Origin of the sequence: Streptomyces sp. NBC_00250 (assembly GCF_036192275.1) — a bacterium.
In the GTDB taxonomy this organism is placed as follows: Bacteria; Actinomycetota; Actinomycetes; order Streptomycetales; family Streptomycetaceae; genus Streptomyces.
This window is the reverse complement of the sequence record NZ_CP108088.1, coordinates 7,942,205-7,958,870: the sequence shown is the minus strand read 5'-3', so window position 1 is coordinate 7,958,870 and position 16,666 is coordinate 7,942,205. Positions and strand designations below refer to the sequence as shown.

Here is a 16,666-nt window from a genome sequence, read left to right as displayed (position 1 = left end):
CCCCCGCATGGGTGGCCATGTGGCGAGTCCTCGCCACACCCGTTGCTTCAGAAATCCCACTGCATGTGGTTCGGGACGATGTAGGGAACCTGCCACTGCTGCGCGCGGGCCCCGTTGGCCCGCGAGCCGTCGGCGATCTCCAGGGCCTTGCCGCTGTGGAAGTTGTAGATCATCGTCCGCCGGTAGCTGGCGTACGGGAAGTCCCAGATCTGGGAGCCGACGTTGGCGCACGTCCACTGCTGGGCACGAGCGCCGTCGGCATGCGAGAAGTCCGCGATCTCCAGGCACTTGCCGCTCTCCACGTTGATCAGACGGTAGTTGTGGCGCTCCTGCTGCCACTCGTCGTACCAGATGCCCCTCAGTTCCCATCGCCAGGACTGCTGCCGCACCCCCACGCAGTCCCACTGCTGTGCTCGGGCACCGTCCGCGTGCGAACCGTCGGCGATCTCCAGGCACTTGCCCGTGCCCACGTTCACCAGCCGCCCGACGTGGCCGTCGGGCGGGAAGATCGACGGCCGTAGCTCGACGCCGCCACCCGCCGAGGCGGGTGCGACGGTGACGACGGCGAGCAGGGCGGCGCCGGTGAGCGCGCGGAGGAAGCGGGGCAGCCGGACACGGTGCGACACGGTGACTCCTCGGTGGGGGGTGCACAAGATCGGCACGGTGAACGTACTGGTGGGACGCGGCATCGGGCATCGGCCATCCGTGTGAGCCGCGCGCCCGACCCGTAACCCCGCCCTCACACGTACGGCGTCAGGACCCCCATGAGTCCGGTGGTGACGGCAGCCGCCAAGCTCAGTTGCGTAAGTGAGATGCCGCGGCCCGCCGGTGCGACGGGCAGGTCGGGAGCCGTCCGGGGACTCTCGGCCGGCGGGGTCTCGTGATGCAGGGGAATCCCTCGGTGCCAGAACAGGCAGATCCGCTTCCAGCGTTCCCGCTCCGCTTCCGGATCGGAGCGCCGCTCCTCGCCGAGCGCCTCCAGGAGATCCAGACGGTGCAGGTCGAAGGCGACCCGAACGTGCTGCCCGTACACCACCGCGGCGTTCAGGGCGCCCCGGTAGGACGTCCAGGCCACCAGGACACCACCCCAGAGGCAGGCCGGCAGCAGGGTGGGCGGGCCGCTCCGGATCGCCACCCAGGCGGCGCCGAGTACGGCGAAGGCGCAGGCGAGAACGGCACGGGTCAGGAGCGCGGACAGCTCCGCGCGCGCCGTCGCCAGCGCTCCGGCCAACCCTTCCGGGAGCAGGGGGAACAGACGGGGCCAGACGAGTACGGCATCGATTCCGTAGCGCAGCTGTGGGTACAGCTCCGCGGCCTTGAGAATGTTCCCCAGGCGGGTCGGCCGCACCTCGTGCAGTCGTGACCTCGGTGGGTAGAGGTGCTGTGGCGATACGTCGGCGGACCTCAACAACCGCAGCCGGTGACAACGGCGTCCGAACCGGCCGAGCGACCGGTCCGCGAGGTGGCCCCAGTACCCTTCGGCGTACCTCAGTACGGCGGACTGGGCCGAGTCCAGGAACGCGGAGACGAGCAGCACAGCGGTCAGGAACCCTCCCACCAGCAGTGCCTTGAACTCGACGGGTTGGGCCCTCCAGGTACGCAGAAGGGCGCTGGGAGGCTGCTCTCCGCCGACCAACGCGACGACGCCCAGCAGGGAGCAGAAGACGAGGCTGGGCAGCAGCGCGACCCGGACGAACCGGCGGCCCGCGAACTGGGCCGCCTCGCCCAGCGTCGTGGTGAACACCGGTCACTCCGCCCTGATGGCCAGCGGATGCGGTGTGGCCTCGGCTCCGGACCCGGGGCAGGCCGGCGGGAAGTCGGGGTCGTACTCGGTCAGGGTGGTGAGCAGGCCGCAGCGGCAGACGACACGCGCGACGGGGGTGGCGTAGGCACCTGCGAGGACGGAGTCCAGGGGCGACGGAACGTCGTTCCGCAGCGTGCCACGGGCGGACAGGGTGACCAAGTACGCGGAGACGGTGTGCTGTTCCAGCACACCCAGAGTGCGACCGCCGTCATGGACCAGCGCACCGTAGGGGTTGAGGGCCAGCAGATCGAGTGCACCGCCGGTGCACAACGCCACCATGGTCATCGGTGCGGGCAGCAGCACGGCCGGGGGAAGCCCTGCGTCCGCGTTGTCGAGCCTGCCGAGTGCGGTGGGCCAGCCCTCCGCGTCCATCGTCATGACGTAGCCGCCGTCCGCCGCGGCTTCGGACAACGGGGTGACGGGAGCCAGGGGCAGTTCGCCGAGTGTCATCGCCAGTCTCCTACCAGGGTGAAGGGGGCCCAGAAGAACGGGGCGGCGAAGGCGGGCAGCGAGTAGTCGGCGCGCAGCCGGCCGTGCTGGAACCGGGCCTGTCGCCTCAAGTTGGTCAGGGCCTGGTGTTCGTCGGTGCCGTGGCCGGTGTCCGCCAGCAGTCTCTCGATCTCCGCCAGGGCCCCTGCCGCGTCACCGGCCCGCAGTCGCAATTGGGCGAGGTCATGACCCAGCCGAACGGCGATCGGCCGGTTGGCCGACAGCTTCCGGAGCCGCTCGCACTGCACCACCGCGTCGCGGAAGCTCATCGTCCGGACCTCACCGCGCGCCGTGGACAGAGCCGCCGCGACGGGTCGCCCACTCCCGAGCTCCCGGTAGAGGCCGGTCATCAGCAAGGCGGTGGAGACGTCGTTGACCGCCCACTGGCTGACGACCACGGCTCTGGCCCCGGCATGCAGCAGGGCCCTGGTGAGGCCGATCAGTTCGTTGCCCTTCCGGTTCTGCTGGGCCCCGGTCTCGCATCCGCTCACGACGACCAGGGAGGCGTCGAGCCGCACGGAGAGGAAGTCCTCGACGGTCAGTCGCCCATCGGCAAGACGGACCGCCGACCCGGAGGGCTGGGCCCGGTCGACCCCGTAGTGGCAGGCGAGGTGGAGCACGTCGTACGGCTCCGAACCCAGCCGTTCGAGAAGCAGGCGGCGGGTCGCGGACCCACCGGTGTGCACCTCGGCCTGCGGCAGGAGGGAGCCGATGAGATGAGCCTCTGCCCGGGCGTGCGGCAGGTCTCCGTCCGGGTCGGCCATGACCAGCGCCCGCCGGACGCCCGAGGTCGCGTCCCGGCCGAGCCGGTGCCGCAGGAGCGACGCGCTGGGCGTGACGCAGAGCGGATTGCGCTCGCCGAGCGGAACCCCGGCCACCTCCACCGCGTGCAGGGGCAGGTCGTGCAGGGACCCGTCGGGCACCAGCCACACGGTCTCCCCCGGTGCGGAATGCTGGGCCACCGCCCGGGCAAGGAGCCACAGAGGCTTCCCCCAACGAGCCGGACCGGCCGGTGCGGGCAGCTGCAACAGGTCGGGGTCCTCGTCCAGCGGGACCGCGAAAGCAGCCGGCGCCGGCCGGTCGGCACGCACCACGAGCACCAGCATCCGCGAGCCGCGGCGGACGAGTTCGCAGAGCACCACGCCCGGCGGGAGAACAGCGCGCAGCTCCTCGAACGTGGCGGGTTCTCCCCGCCGGTGTCTGACGTACGCCGCGCCGAGCGGCCCGGACGCCTCCAGCTCCGCCCAGACCGTTTCGCGCGCCGCCCGGTACCGACGCTGATGGGCGGGGTGGATGTCCCGGTGCGCGAAGTCGGTGCCTCCCGGCTGCGGGAGGACGCCCTCCCGTACGCGCCCTTGCTCCATCCCCCGTTCCCGCTCACGCAGATTCGCCAGCCGCACCGGAAGTTCCGGATCTACGGAGGAACCGAACACCTCAAGGAGTAGACGGGAGCGGCTGCGTTCGGCCAGCTCGACCGCCTGGGCCGGGCCGAGGTGCGGGGCCCGCCCGTCGACGACGAGTTCGATCAGCTGCGCGCAGGAGGGTGAGAGGTCCAGGTCGATCCGGGTGTCGCCGTCACTGACCCGTTCCCGCATCCGCTCGACGAGATCCACGACGGCCAGAAGTTCGGTGGTGAGATCCGCCCACCGGTGCTCCGCCTCGGCGATCCGAGCCAGCAGGCGACGGGCCTCCGCCTCGTGCGGCAGGTCGCCGAGGGAACGGGCGGCAGCGACCACCTCTTCGGCGATGGCGCGCGCGGCGAGGTCCGAGGCGGCGGTGACCGGCGCGGAGATGCCTGGCACGTGGGTTCCAGGCGAGGCGATGCCAGGCACGGCGACGTCTGGCACGCCGGTGCCTGGCGCGCCGGTGGCTGGCGCGCCCGTGCCCGCCACGCCGGTCGAGCCGCTCTCCAAGGACTCACGCGCGCGTTGCAGCGCCTGACGCAGATCATGGGCGGCGGGCATCTCGTAGAGATCCAGGAACGAGGTGTACATGCTGCGCGTCCGGGTCTGGGCGGGAAGTCCGGGGCCGAGGGTCTCGGCCATGGTGGCGAAGCGCTGCTCGACCAGCCGTACGAAGGCGATCTCCTGGTGATAGTGGCTGCCGAAGGGCAGCCAGGTCGGCAGCTCGTCGAACAGTCCCTTGGCGGACCGGAGGTCGAGCGGCATCATGCGGGCGGCCGCCAGGCCGGCCGCCCTGTCTCCTGCCACCGCCTTCAGCACCAGGGCGAGACAGGCCACCGCCCTGGGCAGATCGGGCCGGTCGGCGACCTGTTCCACCTCTCCTACGGCTTCCTCCGGCCGTTGCAGATCGAAGACCAGCACATCTGCCGCGAGGCAACGAGCAGCTGCCGCGTTGCCGTGGAGGCCGGCGGCGGCGTACAGCTCGGCGGCGTAACGGCGGTTGCGGAGCGCGTAGTCGAACTCACCCGAGGAGCAGCTCACTTCCGCTCGTGCCATCGCGGTCATCGCAGTGACGATCCGCGCCGTGGTCGACAGTTCACGGCGCTGGACGGAGTCCCGTCCGATGTGCTGGTGGCACAGCCGGCGCAGCGACTCCGCGGATGCCTCGGCGGCGCTGATCCACGGCTCCCCCTCCGAGGTGGGAACGGCGCTCAAGGGCCGCCAGACCATCGGCACCAGGTCGTATCCCTTGCGGGAGGACAGCAGTTCACGATGGCGCAGCCACAGTTCCCACAGTGCCAGGTCGGGCCGGTGCGGTGGCCGTGTCGCCGTTTCCCACCATCGCTCGCGGGCGATGGCGTAGAGACCCAGGGGGAAACGGTCGCGGGCGATCCGCGTCGTCAGAAGCTCGACCGCGGCATCAGCGCGCAAGGCCCAGTCGCCGGCCCGCCATGCGCCGAGGGCGAAGCCGATCTCCAGGACGGTCATGGCCGTCGCCGCGGGCAGGAGGACGACCGCGTCCGGCTGTACCACGGCGATCAGCGCCGGAATCCAGCCGTAGCAGAATCCGGTCCGAAGGCGGCCGAAGCCCCGTACCCAGAACGACGACACTCCCCTCACCTGCGGCCACGTCCGGAACTCGTACAGGCAGCCGAAGAGGGTGACCGCGGAGGCCAGCACCGCGCACAGAACCACCTCCCACAGGTCAGGTGTCGCTCTGCCCGACGGCAGCAGCGCCGCAAGACCGGTCCCCGTCCACAGGAGCGCGGCCTCGCTGCGGCACCGCCCACGCCTCGCCGCCCGGCTGATCGCACGCATGCGCCGTTCGCCGATTCCCGCCCGCAACAGGATGAGCCCGGCGAGGAGCAACCGCAGGACGTCGGAGCCGGCCCCCGAGTCCGGCTGCCCCGACCGGACCACGATCAACAGCGGTACGGCGGCCCCGGCCAGCCGGACCGCGCGCCACCAGCGATCGTGCAGGCCTGTGGGTTGGGCCTGGATGTCCTCGTAGCGCCGGAGCCGCTCTCGGCTGGGCAGCCGCATCGCACTCATCCCCCGCGTGGAAGTAGATCGACAACCAGGCTAGGGGCCCACCGCCGCGAGATTCGGCCCCACGAACCCTGTCACCCGATCGTGGCAACCGCAGGTCTCCGGACGGCGATGCACTCCTACGCCGTCGAGAGCAGCACCCCGCCGGCATCCGCGTGCATCGAGGGGACGGGACGGGCGGGGGTCAGTCCCACTGCTGGTCGGCGAGGGAGTCCACGGGCTGGGGCTTGCCGATGACGGCCAGGGCGATGAAGAAGTTGATCTGGCCGATCGCGATGGTGAGGGTGGCCAGTGCCTTCTCGTCGTAGTGCCTGGCCACCTCGGCGTACAGCTCGTCGGAGACGCGCTCCCTGCCGTGCGGGGCGGGCTGGAGGGTGGCCTCCACGAGAGCGAGGGCGGCGCGCTCGGCGTCCGTGAAGTACGGGGCGTCCTGCCAGGAGGAGACGGCCGTGATGCGCGCCTCGGACTCCCCGGCCTTGCGCAGGAAACCGGTGTTCAGGATCGTCAGGTACGTGTTGCCGACGATCTGCCCGGCGCGCAGGTGGACGAGACTCATCGTGGTGCGCGGCACCGAGCGGTTCCCCGTCGCCCGGAACAGGGCGGCACTGACGTCCTTCAGCTCGGGCACGAACTCGGAAGGGTCGGGCATCCGGGAGATAGAGGTGTTCGTCATGGCTGCTCTCCTTGTATCGCGACGTGCATGCGGCTTGTGTGTCGGCCGGGTTGGCGTCTTCACAGCACTGACGGAGCGGCACACGAAGATGTGACCGGAGCCGGGAAGATTCTTTGGAGAGCGCGGCCGATGCGCACGGGGGGGGGAGAGAGACCGCAACGCGCGCACCTCGCCTTAGACCGCCACCACGGGTCGCCTCCCGTACGCATCAGCGGGCCACCACCAGGACCACCGACCGATACAGCCCGCCCAACGCGGGCCGTCCGCCCGTCCGCCAGGCCTCGCGACCTCGCGACCTCGCCGAGCGGCTCCGCACACCGCCTGCACAGCAAGTCCGTTGCCCGCCGCAGTACCCCGTGAGATCATCAAGATTCAATGGTCCGTCTCCTTTCGTTCGCGCCTCGCAAGGCGAATGAAAGTGTGCGGGCCGTTTCCATGTCCACGGCTCCGCGGGTCGTGCATCAGAGTGCGAAGGGCAGGTACGGCTTGATGGACACAACAGAGCTGGCAGAGGCCTGCATCGAGGATACGAGCACCATCTTGGTGACGCCTTCGACGTTGCAAGACAACGACGTGATCAGGAACTTGATCAGGGACTTTTTCGGGTCCACCATCACGCTGGAGGACCTTGCTTCCGGTTCGGCCGACCTCGCGCAGAAGACTGTCTATCTCTGTGGCGACGTATCGGCCATCAGCGACCACCAACTGCGTGCGGCGGCCAGGGTATTCGTCATCCGGGAACTGTCACACGGTTACCACGAGGAAGTCGACAGGCTCTGGACCCTCGTCGACCTCGGCCGAGTTCCCCTCCGCATACACGGCGCCGGCGTGTACTACCGCCGCTTTTTCGACCTCGGAGTCGATCACTTCGGACGGATCCACGCGGAGCACGCGTTCCAGTCCCTGACGGAGTCCACCAAGCCTGGAACAGCCCATCGCAGCGGGATCTACCTGACGCCCGTCACACAAGACGGCGACGAACTACATTTCCGTCTGCTCCGGTGCTCCACGAATCTCTCGGGGCCGACCGAGAGCTTTCGCCCCACCGACACGCACATCGTCGAGGCTCTGAACCGCGAGGCGGCCACCGTCTTCCGGAACCAGGCGCCGCTGAATCACGTGCTCGCCCAGACGTATCACAACACCCTTGCCACGACCGAGCGCAAGCAGTCCAAGGCCAAGATCTCGGCCCATGCCGACAAGACCAAGGACATGCCCGTCAATGGGATCATGGCCTTCTGTACCTTCTATGACGGGCTCGACAACCTGCAGCCCCTGGCCGAAGACACCTTCGACCACGGCGTGAAGGGTGCCAGCGGGCTGACCAGACTCCATTTCCGCCTCAAGGAACCGGCCGCAGAACGCGACGGGGTCGCGCTCCCCTCGCAATTCACGCTGACTCTGTACCCCGGCTCCGTGTTCTTCATGCCGCTGTCCACCAACCGCCTGTACACACACGAGATCCGGCCCTCAACCCTGGACGCCGAGTTGCTCCCGACCCGCCTGGGATACGTGGTGCGCTGTTCGAGCGCCGAAGCCGTTCACAAGAACGACCACACGTTCCTCAAAATGGCCGGAGAACTCGTGAAGTTGGGGCCACCCACACCGGACGGAATGAACGAGCTGCGCAGGCTGTACGCCGAGGAGAACAGGACCTCGTCCTTCATCGACTACGGCGACAAGTTTCTCTTCAGCATGAACACGGGAGACTACATTGCCCCCCGAATCTAGGATTTCGGACGAGATCCTCTCGTACTCCTTGCCGACCCAGGAGAATCTCTTTGCGGAGCTGTCCGCGTCGGCTCGCCTGGAAGACGTAGGGAAGGGCCGACGAGGCGCCACCCTCACCAAGATCGACGAGGAAGCCGGCGCGCCTCTCGTACGGACGACCACTCGATACGGCATCCCGACGCAGCGTTTCCAGGCGGTGCACGAACGGCTGGCGCAGCAGATTCAAGAACGCGCCGGGATTCCGATCGGCTTCAACAACGCCCTCATCGAGAACTACACGAACGCTTACAGAACCATGGGCAGCCATTCCGACCAAGCCCTCGATCTGGCCGACGAGTCGTTCATCGCCGTCTTCTCCTGCTATCAGCACCCCGAAGCGAGCCCGCCGCGGAAGCTGATCTTCGAGTCGAAGGCGCCCGGTGGTGAACAGTTCGAGATCCCCCTCGCCCACGACGGTATCGTCGTGTTCTCCGTCGACTCGAATCGGCGACTCAGGCACAAGATCGTACTCGACACGCCCGTCCCAACGGCGGACAACCAATGGCTGGGCGTGACGTTTCGAACGTCGAAGACCTTCGTTCGGTTTCGCGACGGACATGCATACCTCCCGCAGGGTACGCGCCTCGTCTCGGCCAACGACGAGCAGCGGCGCGAGTTTTACCAACTGCGGCGCCGTGAGAACAACGAAACGGACTTCGTCTACCCCCCGCTGACGTACACCGTCAGCGAGAGCGACCTCACGCCGCCCGTCTGACCTAGAGGGCGGACTCAAGTCTCCTGGAGGTCGGGCCGTTCTTCTGCCGAGGCTTTGGACTGCCCGGCCTGCGCATCACCCGCCTCGGGTGCTCGGCTGGGGCGCTTGGGTGCTCGGCCCGTGGGTGCTGGGGCGCGTGGATGCTGGGGCGCTTGGGTGCTCGGGCGCGTGGGTGCTGGGGCGCGTGGAGGAGATGGCTCCGTGCAACGATCGTCGTGTGGAGACTCCTGATGCTTCGTTCCGTCGCCGTCTGCTGATCGAGTCGCTGACCGTGTTGGCGGCTGATGCCCAGATCCAGGCTGCCTGGTTGGACAGGCACGGCGTGGTGACGGACGAGATCGCTCTGGACTTCGATCATGCCTTCGGCTTGGCCGACGAGCTCGTGGCCCAGGGCCGGCTCACCAGCGGAGTGATGGCTGATCTGGAGGGGATCGACGTGATCCTCAGCGGGATGAGCGGGGGTGAGAATCACGATCGGTGGACGAGGGATGCCTTGTCCACCGACGAGGGGTGGGCTGAGGCCCGCCGGTTGGCCCGCCGGGTTCTCGTCGCAGAACTGGGTGAATGGGAGCGGTCGCTTCCGGAGATCACTGTTGTCCGGTGACACGCCTCGCTGCTGTCCGCGCTGATCAGCCCACCCGGCTGTCCCGCTCCCCGGCTGCGCCCCGATTCCTGAGGCGGTGAGCCGGGCCGTCGATCGAGCCCTTCTCGTCGCGTGGGGAGATCACCCGGGCGACGAGGTTCACCTCTTTCACCTCTGCTCGATCCAGAGATCGGTGGCCGGCCCGGCAGGCCGATCGCGGCCCGGCAGCCGCGAGGGGCACCGGGCAGCCACGAGCCGGGCCCTGGATCTGGACCCGGCGTGGGATTACGCCTGTCGTGTGGACGTCGTGCGTGGCGGGGAAGCGATACGAACGGGGGCACTGGTGGGGAACGTAGTCTCGGGCCGCCCTTACGGCGTACACCCGGCTCCCGCGCATGCCCGCCACGGGCTACGCCTGCCCGGGAGTGGACCGCCCCGCCCGCACACATGAGGACCCGTCATGACCGCACAGGACACCGCCCCGCCCCTGCTCACGCCAGACCGGCTCGACGAGGTCGAGGGATGGTTCTTCGACGCCGACCGGTTCCTCTTCGACTGGCTCCTGACCCATCAGCGGGACCACGGCATCCGCGGCGACCTGCTGGAACTCGGCGTCTACAAGGGCAAGAGCGCCATCCTCATCGGCTACCACGCCTCCGAAGGCGAGCGGTTCACCGTCTGCGACCTGTTCGACGCGGGCGAGGCCCCCGACGACTCCACGGCCACCGAGATGCGGGTGTACTACCCGACCCTGACCCGCCAGGTGTTCGAGGCCAACTATCTGCGCTTCCACCGTCGGCTTCCCACCGTGATCCAGGGGTCCTCCTCCGAGATCACCGGCCATGTGCCCGCCCGCAGCTGCCGCTTCGTGCACATCGACGCCTCGCACCTGTACCACCACGTCCGCGCCGACATCGCCTCTGCCCGCGAGCTGTTGACCAGCGACGGAGTGGTCTCCCTCGACGACTTCCGCAGCCCCCACACCCCGGGTGTCGCGGCGGCCACCTGGGAGGCGGTCCTCAACGCCGGCCTCAAGCCGGTCGTACTCACCGAGAGCAAACTGTACGGAACCTGGGGCTCCGCCGATGTCCTGCGCGACACCCTCGCCGAACGCCTGACCACCCACCCCACCCTCTGGGGTGTGACCGAGGACGTGGCCGGACACACCTTGCTGCGAATTCACTCCCGTTGAGTCCGCCGGCGGCGGCCAACGGGCACAGTGTCGAACCCGTTCCCGAGGAGGACCTCTGATGCGCAGCGTGACCTACTCGATGGGCACCTCACTTGACGGCTACATCGTCGGGCCGGACGGCGGCTTCGACTGGACGGCGCCCGACGACGGGGTCTTTCGTTTCTGGATCGACGAGATCCGGGGAGTCGGCGTCCATCTGTTGGGACGACGGCTGTACGAGACGATGCTGTACTGGGAGACCGCCGACCAGGATTCACTCGACGACGCGGAGCGCGAGTGGGCCGCGCTCTGGAACCCGCTCCCCAAGGTGGTGTTCTCCACCACGCTGTCGACGGTACAGGGCCATGCCCGCCTGGCCTCCGGCGGCCTGGCGGAGGAGATCGAGCGGTTGCGGGCCGAGCCGGGAGAGGGCGACATCGCGATCGGCGGCGCGGCTCTCGCCGCCGAGGCGGCCGCGTCGGGTCTGATCGACGAGTACCAGATCATGGTCTACCCGGTCCTGGTCGGCGGTGGCACTCCGTTCTTCCCCCGCCACGAGCGCCAGGTGGATCTCGAACTCGTCGAGACCCGCACCTTCAACTCACGAGTCGTCTACCTCCGCTACCGCGTGGCGCGCCAGGCTGCGCCCTGACCCTTCGGGGGGCTGCGGCCGGTACCCCTGGCGACGGGACGCATGTGAAGGCCCCGAGGGAAGGTCCTCCCCGTCGGCCGACTGTGCCTGCGGCGCGGCTCGTACGCGTTCCGCCGACGCTCTCGCCACCGTCACGAGCCCCCGCGCCGCCCGCGTTCGCCGCCCGTCGGCCGGGGGGATCGGCGAAGGGCTCGGCATGGACCACGACCACCTCACGGGCGGTCGATCCGGCTGCGGGCGAGCCGTGGCTCAGCCCGCGACAGGGGCTGTGGGCCGCGCGTGCCCACGGGCTGTGGGCCGCGCGTGCCCACGGGGTGCGTGACGCGTGTACGCGCGGGTCGGGTGACGCGTGTACGCGCGGGTCGGGTGACGCCCGTATCGGTGAGGCACGTCCGCCGACCGGCCCTGGTCGGGGCGTGCCGCGAAGCCGTACGGCTCCCGGCCTGCTAGGCAGGCAGATGCCCCGATCGGGTCTCGCGGCCCGGCTCAGGGCCGGGGCGCAGGCCCGCCGCCCACCGCACCCAGGGAGATCCGCACGTGCCCACCCGCACCCGCGGCCGCCGCCTGCGCACCGCACTGTCCGCCACCGCACTCACCGCCGCCGCACTCAGCGCGACGCTGCTCCAGCCCGCGCAGGCCACCGACGGCGGCCCGCCGCGGCACGACCAGCGCCTGCAGCGGCAGCTGGACCGGCTCGTGGCCCAGGACGACGGGCCGCCCGGGGTGATCGCCCTGCTCACCAAGGGTGACCGTACGCAGGTGTACACCGCCGGCGTCGGCGACATCGCCACCGGCCGCCCGCCGCGCCCCGACGACCACATGCGGATCGCCAGCGCCGCCAAGGCGTTCAGCGGCGCCGTCGCCCTCCGGCTCGTCGATCAGGGCCGACTCTCCCTCGACGACACCATCGCCGAACGGCTACCGGGACAGCCCGCGGCCTGGGGTGCGGTGACGCTGCGCCAGCTCCTGGCACACACCAGCGGCCTGCCCGACTACTCCGCCGACCCCGAATTCAGGGCCATCCTCATCGCCGACCCCCGCCACGTCTTCGACCCGCGCCGGCTCCTGGACTTCGTCGCCGACAAACCGCTGCTCTTCCGCCCCGGTTCCCTGTACGAGTACTCCAACTCCGACAACATCGCGGTCGCGCTCATGGCGGAGGCCGCGACCGGCCGCCCGTACGAGAAGCTCCTCGACGAGCTCGTGAACCGGCCCCTGGGCCTGCGCCGCACCAGCCTCCCGCTGGGCTACCGGCTCCCGCGGCCCTTCCTGCACGGCTACGCGGTCGCCCCGCCGGCCGCGCCCGAGGACGTGAGCGAGACCTTCGGCGCGTCCGGAGCCTGGGCCTCGGGCGGCATCGTCTCCACCCCCAGAGACCTCGGCGCCTTCATTCGCGCGTACGGCGGCCCCGCGCTGCTCTCGGACCGGACCCGCGAGGCGCAACTCGCCTTCCGCCCCGGCGACTCCTCCGAGCCGCCGGGACCCGGCACGAACGCCGCCGGGCTGGCGATCTTCCAGTACACCACCCGCTGCGGCGTGCTCTACGGCCACACCGGGAACACCGCCGGCTACACCCAGCTCGCCGCCACCACCCCCGACGGCACCCGCTCCCTGACCTTCTCCATCAACACCCAGACCAGCCCCAGCAACAAGCCCGCCCTGCTCGCCCTGCTGCGCACCGTCCAGGAGGACTTCGCCTGCGCCCTCCTCAAGGACGGGTGACATGCACGGCGGGACCGCGCGCCGCTGCCGGACAGCCGGGCCGAGGTCGTTGATCACGGCCCATAGACTCTCCGTACCGCAACCAGCGCGCGACGAGTCGGCCTCCCCTGTCCGCTCGCCTTCCAGGAGGATTCCCGTGTTCAAGGTCAACGAATACTTCGATGGCACGGTCAAGTCGATCGCCTTCACCCAGGAGCAAGGCCCGGCGACCATCGGTGTCATGGCTCCCGGCGAGTACGAGTTCGGTACCGCCGCCCCGGAAATCATGCACGTGGTCAGTGGCGCCCTGACCGTCAAGCTGCCTGACGCCGCGGATTGGGAGACCTTCGCCGCTGGTGGCCACTTCAAGGTCCCGGGCAACAGCACGTTCCAGCTCAAGGTCGCGGTCGAGACCGCCTACCTCTGCGAATACCGCTGAGCCACTGTGCAGCGTGGCCGGTCCGCCGGCCGACAGCCTGGACCTGGTCGCCCGTGAGGCCGACCGCGACGCGGGTCGTCGCGGCGGCCCGCAGGCCTTGAAGCCGTCCAGGCCCAGGGGCGCCCTCTGCCCGGTATCCCCCGGGACGAACGTGGGGCAGTTGATGCTGGAGGCCGGCCGACATGTCGAGGCTCAGCAGTCGACGGTGCCCCTGCGCAGCGCGTGGCCGCTGGTGTTGCTGTCGTCCGCCCAGTACACGGGCTTGGTGCCGCCGACGCACTCGTCGGCGCCGGATACGGCGAAGCCCTCGTTGTTGAGGTCGGGCATGCCGCTCGGGCGCTGGTAGGTGGCGGCCGGGGCGAACGTGCCCGAGCTGCCGATCTTCATCGTCCCGTGCCGGCCCCCGCAGGTGTCGTCGCAGACCGTCCACAAGCGGGCGGCCTGCGGCTCCCACTGGAGCTCCATCACGCCGGCCATGCCGCTCGCGATCGTGGCGACGCGGGTGGCGGTGCCGCTGTCCTGGAGGACGTACGCGTGGACCGCGCCGGTGCCCTCCACGCCGAGCAGGAACACGCCGCCGGTGTGCGTGCCGTACCGGTTCGGGTCATAGGCCGCGCCGGTCGACTCGTCCTTGAAGCCGGCCGCGACGAGGGTGGTGTCGGGGATCCAGGTGATCGCCTCGAAGCCGAGGTTGGAGCCCACGGCCGGCAGACCGGCGGTCAGGTTCCACTCCTTCGTGGCGGTCAGGGCGCTGCCGGTGCCGGTGGCGACCTCGTAGCGGAGGACGGACAGGCGGCTGGTGCCGGAGGCGTCGCCGTTGCGCTCGGTCGCGACGTACGCGCCGCCCGCGGCGCCGGCGGCGGTCAGGGTGACGGCCTCGCTGTCGGGGCTGCCGCTCCCGCCGGGGTAGCGCAGCGACTTGCCGGAGGTCCAGCCGTCGGCGGTGTCCGGACGCCAGCCGCCGGAGCCGTCGCGGACCAGGCGCCACAGCGTGCCGGAGTTCTGTGCGGCCCAGAGGACGGAGCCCTCCTGGTACAGGCCGCTGAGGTCCTCGCCGAAGACGTCGGACCCGTCGGCCGTCGTCACCGAGCTGCCGCCGGGCCAGGACGCCGGGCCCGTACCGCCCCCGGAACCGCAGTCGTTCGGCGCGCCCAGCGTCAGGGCCGCCTTCTTGAAGGCGCCCGTGCCGTCGGGGCAGCGCGACCAGGACGGAGCCGAGTGGGCGCTCCAGCTGTAGCTGTCGACGAGGGTGCTGCCGCCCGGCAGGTAGAGGCGGGCCTTGTCACTGGAACCGAGGCCGAACGCCGCGGCCACGGCGAACGCGCGCGCCGTCCCCGGTGCGAGCGTGGTCCCGGACGGGACCGCGAACGTGTGGCTCGCGTCGTCGTCCTTGAGGATCCAGCCGGAGATGTCGACCGCGGCCGTGCCCTTGTTGAACAGCTCGATCGAGTCGTCGACGCTGCCGGTGGTCACCACCTCGTTGATGCGGATGTCGTCCGCCGGGGCGGCGTGCGCGGCCGGGGCGGCCAGCGTCGCGGCGGCGAACAGCGAGACACCGGCGACGGCGAGGCGGATCGGGGCGAGGCGGTGGCGCCCCCGGGGAGCGCGTACTACGAGCACGGCGGGTCCGTCCTGAGAGAGTGGCGAAGGGGCGTCACGAGACTCACGCCCACCGCCGAACGCCGGTCGGCGTCCGACCTGTTGTCATGTGAACGCCCGTCGAACGCCGGACGGCACGGCGCTCGTCGGCTACGCCGGGTCGATGCGGGCGATGTCGCCGCCCAGCGCGAGGACGTACAGCTCGCCCGCACGGCCCTCCACGAACGAGATGACTTCGCCACCGTTGACGACGAGGTCGTTCACCCCGGTCACCTTGCCGTTCTTCAGCGCGAGGGAACGGATGGTGCCGTCGCAGTAGTCGCTGAACACGTACTGCCCCTTGAGGGCCGGGATCGCGCTCCCCCGGTAGACGAACCCGCCGGTCACCGCGCAGCCGAGGCCGGTGCGGGCGTACTCGTGGATCGGGCGCACGTGGTTCGCGGGCTCCGTGCCGCCCCGGAAGGGGTGGGTGCCCTCCATCCGGGACCAGCCGTAGTTCTCGCCGCCCTTGCTCCTCGCGGGCGCCCAGTCGATCTCCTCCCAGTCGTTCTGGCCGACGTCACCGATCAGCAGGTCACCCGTGCGCGAGTCGAACGAGAACCGCCACGGGTTGCGCAGCCCGTACGCCCAGATCTCGTCCTTCGCGTCCGGGTCGTCGACGAAGGGGTTGTCCGAGGGGATCGCGTACGGCTTGCCTCCGCGCGGGTCGATGCGCAGCAACTTGCCCAGCAGTGTGTCGAGGTTCTGGCCGTTGCCGTGCGGGTCGCCGCCCGCGCCTCCGTCTCCGAACGCGACGTAGAGGTATCCGTCGGGCCCGAACTTGATGTCGCCGCCGTTGTGGTTCGCGTACGGCTGCGTCTGGGTGAGGACGGTGCGCCGGGTCTCCGGCCGGAGCTTGCCCTTCCGTACGGCGAACTCGTCGATGGTGCTGGTGCCTTCGAGATTCGTGTACGAGATGTAGAGGTGCGTGCGTGCGTTGTCGAACGCGATGCCGAGGAGGCCGCGTTCACCGTCAGTGGTGGTCTCGGCGGAGATGTCGAGCACCGGCTCGCCGAGCCCATGGGCACCCAACACCCGTACCGTACCCGCCCGTTCCGCGATCCAGATCGTGCCACCGGGACCGGCGGCACCGGCGATCGGATTGCGCGCCGTGGCGACAGGGGTGAGCGTGATCTTCGCGACCTTCGCGGCCTCGGCCGCCTTTGCGACCGGAGCGACCTGAGCGGCCTTCGCGACCGGCTGTCGGGCGCCACCGTCCTCCGCGAAGGCCGTGGCGAGGGCGAGGGAGGTGACGAGACCGAGGGTGCAGATGATCGCCGAGCTTCTCGTGCGAACGTTCACCGTGATCCTCCTGGAGGCGGCGAATGGGGGAACCCGGCTGCTCGGGGCAGTGTGTGGGGTCGGCGTCGCCCGCGCCAGCACGCAACCGGGGTGGGGGAAGGGGTACCGCTGGCCACGGAGGAGACTACGGGGAGTCGAGCAATTGGTATAGGCCAAGCGCGCGCCCCTCTTGGGCGGCGGGGGCGCGCGACGGCTGATCCGGGTTCCGGGATCAGGTCTGTGCCAGGGTTCCTTGACCAGCTCTGCGCCCGGACCCGGGATCAGGCCTGCGGGCGGT

14 protein-coding genes are annotated in these 16,666 nt (G+C 70.1%); 7 read left to right on the top strand and 7 right to left on the bottom strand.

The genetic code is table 11. The annotated features are described in order from the left end of the window. Positions 1–47 precede the first annotated feature (47 nt). From OG259_RS36085 to OG259_RS36065, 5 genes are all read right to left on the bottom strand, one after another. Positions 48–626 carry an RICIN domain-containing protein gene (locus OG259_RS36085; protein WP_328946068.1) on the bottom strand — a complete coding sequence of 193 codons (579 nt, stop codon included), beginning with the start codon at positions 624–626 and terminating at the stop codon, positions 48–50. Positions 627–739: 113 nt separating this feature from the next. Next, positions 740–1,744, bottom strand: coding sequence for a hypothetical protein (locus OG259_RS36080; protein ID WP_328946067.1), 1,005 nt, complete (start codon positions 1,742–1,744; stop codon positions 740–742). Between the two features lie 3 nt (positions 1,745–1,747). Continuing rightward, entirely contained in the window at positions 1,748–2,254 is a 507-nt protein-coding gene (locus OG259_RS36075; protein ID WP_328946066.1) for a hypothetical protein, read from the bottom strand. Beyond that, positions 2,251–5,739, bottom strand: coding sequence for a CHAT domain-containing protein (locus OG259_RS36070; protein WP_328946065.1), 3,489 nt, complete (start codon positions 5,737–5,739; stop codon positions 2,251–2,253). Before OG259_RS36070 ends, OG259_RS36075 begins: the two co-directional genes overlap by 4 nt. Before the next feature lie 190 nt (positions 5,740–5,929). After that, the gene (locus OG259_RS36065; RefSeq protein WP_328946064.1) at positions 5,930–6,418 is read right to left on the bottom strand and encodes a carboxymuconolactone decarboxylase family protein; all 489 of its coding nucleotides are present in this window, start codon (positions 6,416–6,418) and stop codon (positions 5,930–5,932) included. A 489-nt stretch (positions 6,419–6,907) separates the two neighbouring features. Between OG259_RS36065 and OG259_RS36060 the strand changes: the two genes are divergently transcribed. The 7 genes from OG259_RS36060 to ppnP all read left to right on the top strand — a co-directional run bounded on the left by OG259_RS36060 (position 6,908) and on the right by ppnP (position 13,449). Next, positions 6,908–8,149, top strand: a complete 1,242-nt coding sequence (locus tag OG259_RS36060; RefSeq protein WP_328946063.1) for a hypothetical protein — start codon at positions 6,908–6,910, stop codon at positions 8,147–8,149. Further along, positions 8,133–8,903, top strand: a complete 771-nt coding sequence (locus OG259_RS36055) for a hypothetical protein (RefSeq protein ID WP_328946062.1) — start codon at positions 8,133–8,135, stop codon at positions 8,901–8,903. Before OG259_RS36060 ends, OG259_RS36055 begins: the two co-directional genes overlap by 17 nt. A 217-nt stretch (positions 8,904–9,120) precedes the next feature. Then, on the top strand, positions 9,121–9,507 hold the full coding sequence (locus OG259_RS36050) for a hypothetical protein (protein ID WP_328946061.1): 387 nt from the start codon (positions 9,121–9,123) through the stop codon (positions 9,505–9,507). A 439-nt stretch (positions 9,508–9,946) separates the two neighbouring features. Then, entirely contained in the window at positions 9,947–10,678 is a 732-nt protein-coding gene (locus tag OG259_RS36045; RefSeq protein WP_328946060.1) for a class I SAM-dependent methyltransferase, read from the top strand. A 58-nt stretch (positions 10,679–10,736) separates the two neighbouring features. Beyond that, positions 10,737–11,309, top strand: coding sequence for a dihydrofolate reductase family protein (locus tag OG259_RS36040; RefSeq protein ID WP_328946059.1), 573 nt, complete (start codon positions 10,737–10,739; stop codon positions 11,307–11,309). Between the two features lie 537 nt (positions 11,310–11,846). Then, positions 11,847–13,031: a serine hydrolase domain-containing protein gene (locus tag OG259_RS36035; protein WP_328946058.1), complete on the top strand. Its 1,185-nt coding sequence runs from the start codon at positions 11,847–11,849 to the stop codon at positions 13,029–13,031. Between the two features lie 136 nt (positions 13,032–13,167). After that, the gene (gene ppnP, locus OG259_RS36030; protein ID WP_328946057.1) at positions 13,168–13,449 is read left to right on the top strand and encodes a pyrimidine/purine nucleoside phosphorylase; all 282 of its coding nucleotides are present in this window, start codon (positions 13,168–13,170) and stop codon (positions 13,447–13,449) included. A gap of 192 nt (positions 13,450–13,641) precedes the next feature. Here ppnP and OG259_RS36025 read toward each other — a convergent pair whose 3' ends face one another. Both OG259_RS36025 and OG259_RS36020 read right to left on the bottom strand, forming a co-directional pair. Continuing rightward, a complete protein-coding gene (locus OG259_RS36025; protein ID WP_443052077.1) occupies positions 13,642–15,069 on the bottom strand; it encodes a lamin tail domain-containing protein in 1,428 nt (475 codons plus the stop codon). A 129-nt stretch (positions 15,070–15,198) separates the two neighbouring features. Next, positions 15,199–16,389 carry a PQQ-dependent sugar dehydrogenase gene (locus tag OG259_RS36020; protein ID WP_328946056.1) on the bottom strand — a complete coding sequence of 397 codons (1,191 nt, stop codon included), beginning with the start codon at positions 16,387–16,389 and terminating at the stop codon, positions 15,199–15,201. Positions 16,390–16,666: the final 277 nt, after the last annotated feature.

Coding starts and splice junctions, on each gene's coding strand:
- OG259_RS36075 (WP_328946066.1), bottom strand. CDS start 2,254: ATGACACTCGGCGAACTGCCCCTGGCTCCCGTCACCCCGTTGTCCGAA.
- OG259_RS36070 (WP_328946065.1), bottom strand. CDS start 5,739: ATGCGGCTGCCCAGCCGAGAGCGGCTCCGGCGCTACGAGGACATCCAG.
- OG259_RS36065 (WP_328946064.1), bottom strand. CDS start 6,418: ATGACGAACACCTCTATCTCCCGGATGCCCGACCCTTCCGAGTTCGTG.
- OG259_RS36060 (WP_328946063.1), top strand. CDS start 6,908: ATGGACACAACAGAGCTGGCAGAGGCCTGCATCGAGGATACGAGCACC.
- OG259_RS36045 (WP_328946060.1), top strand. CDS start 9,947: ATGACCGCACAGGACACCGCCCCGCCCCTGCTCACGCCAGACCGGCTC.
- OG259_RS36040 (WP_328946059.1), top strand. CDS start 10,737: ATGCGCAGCGTGACCTACTCGATGGGCACCTCACTTGACGGCTACATC.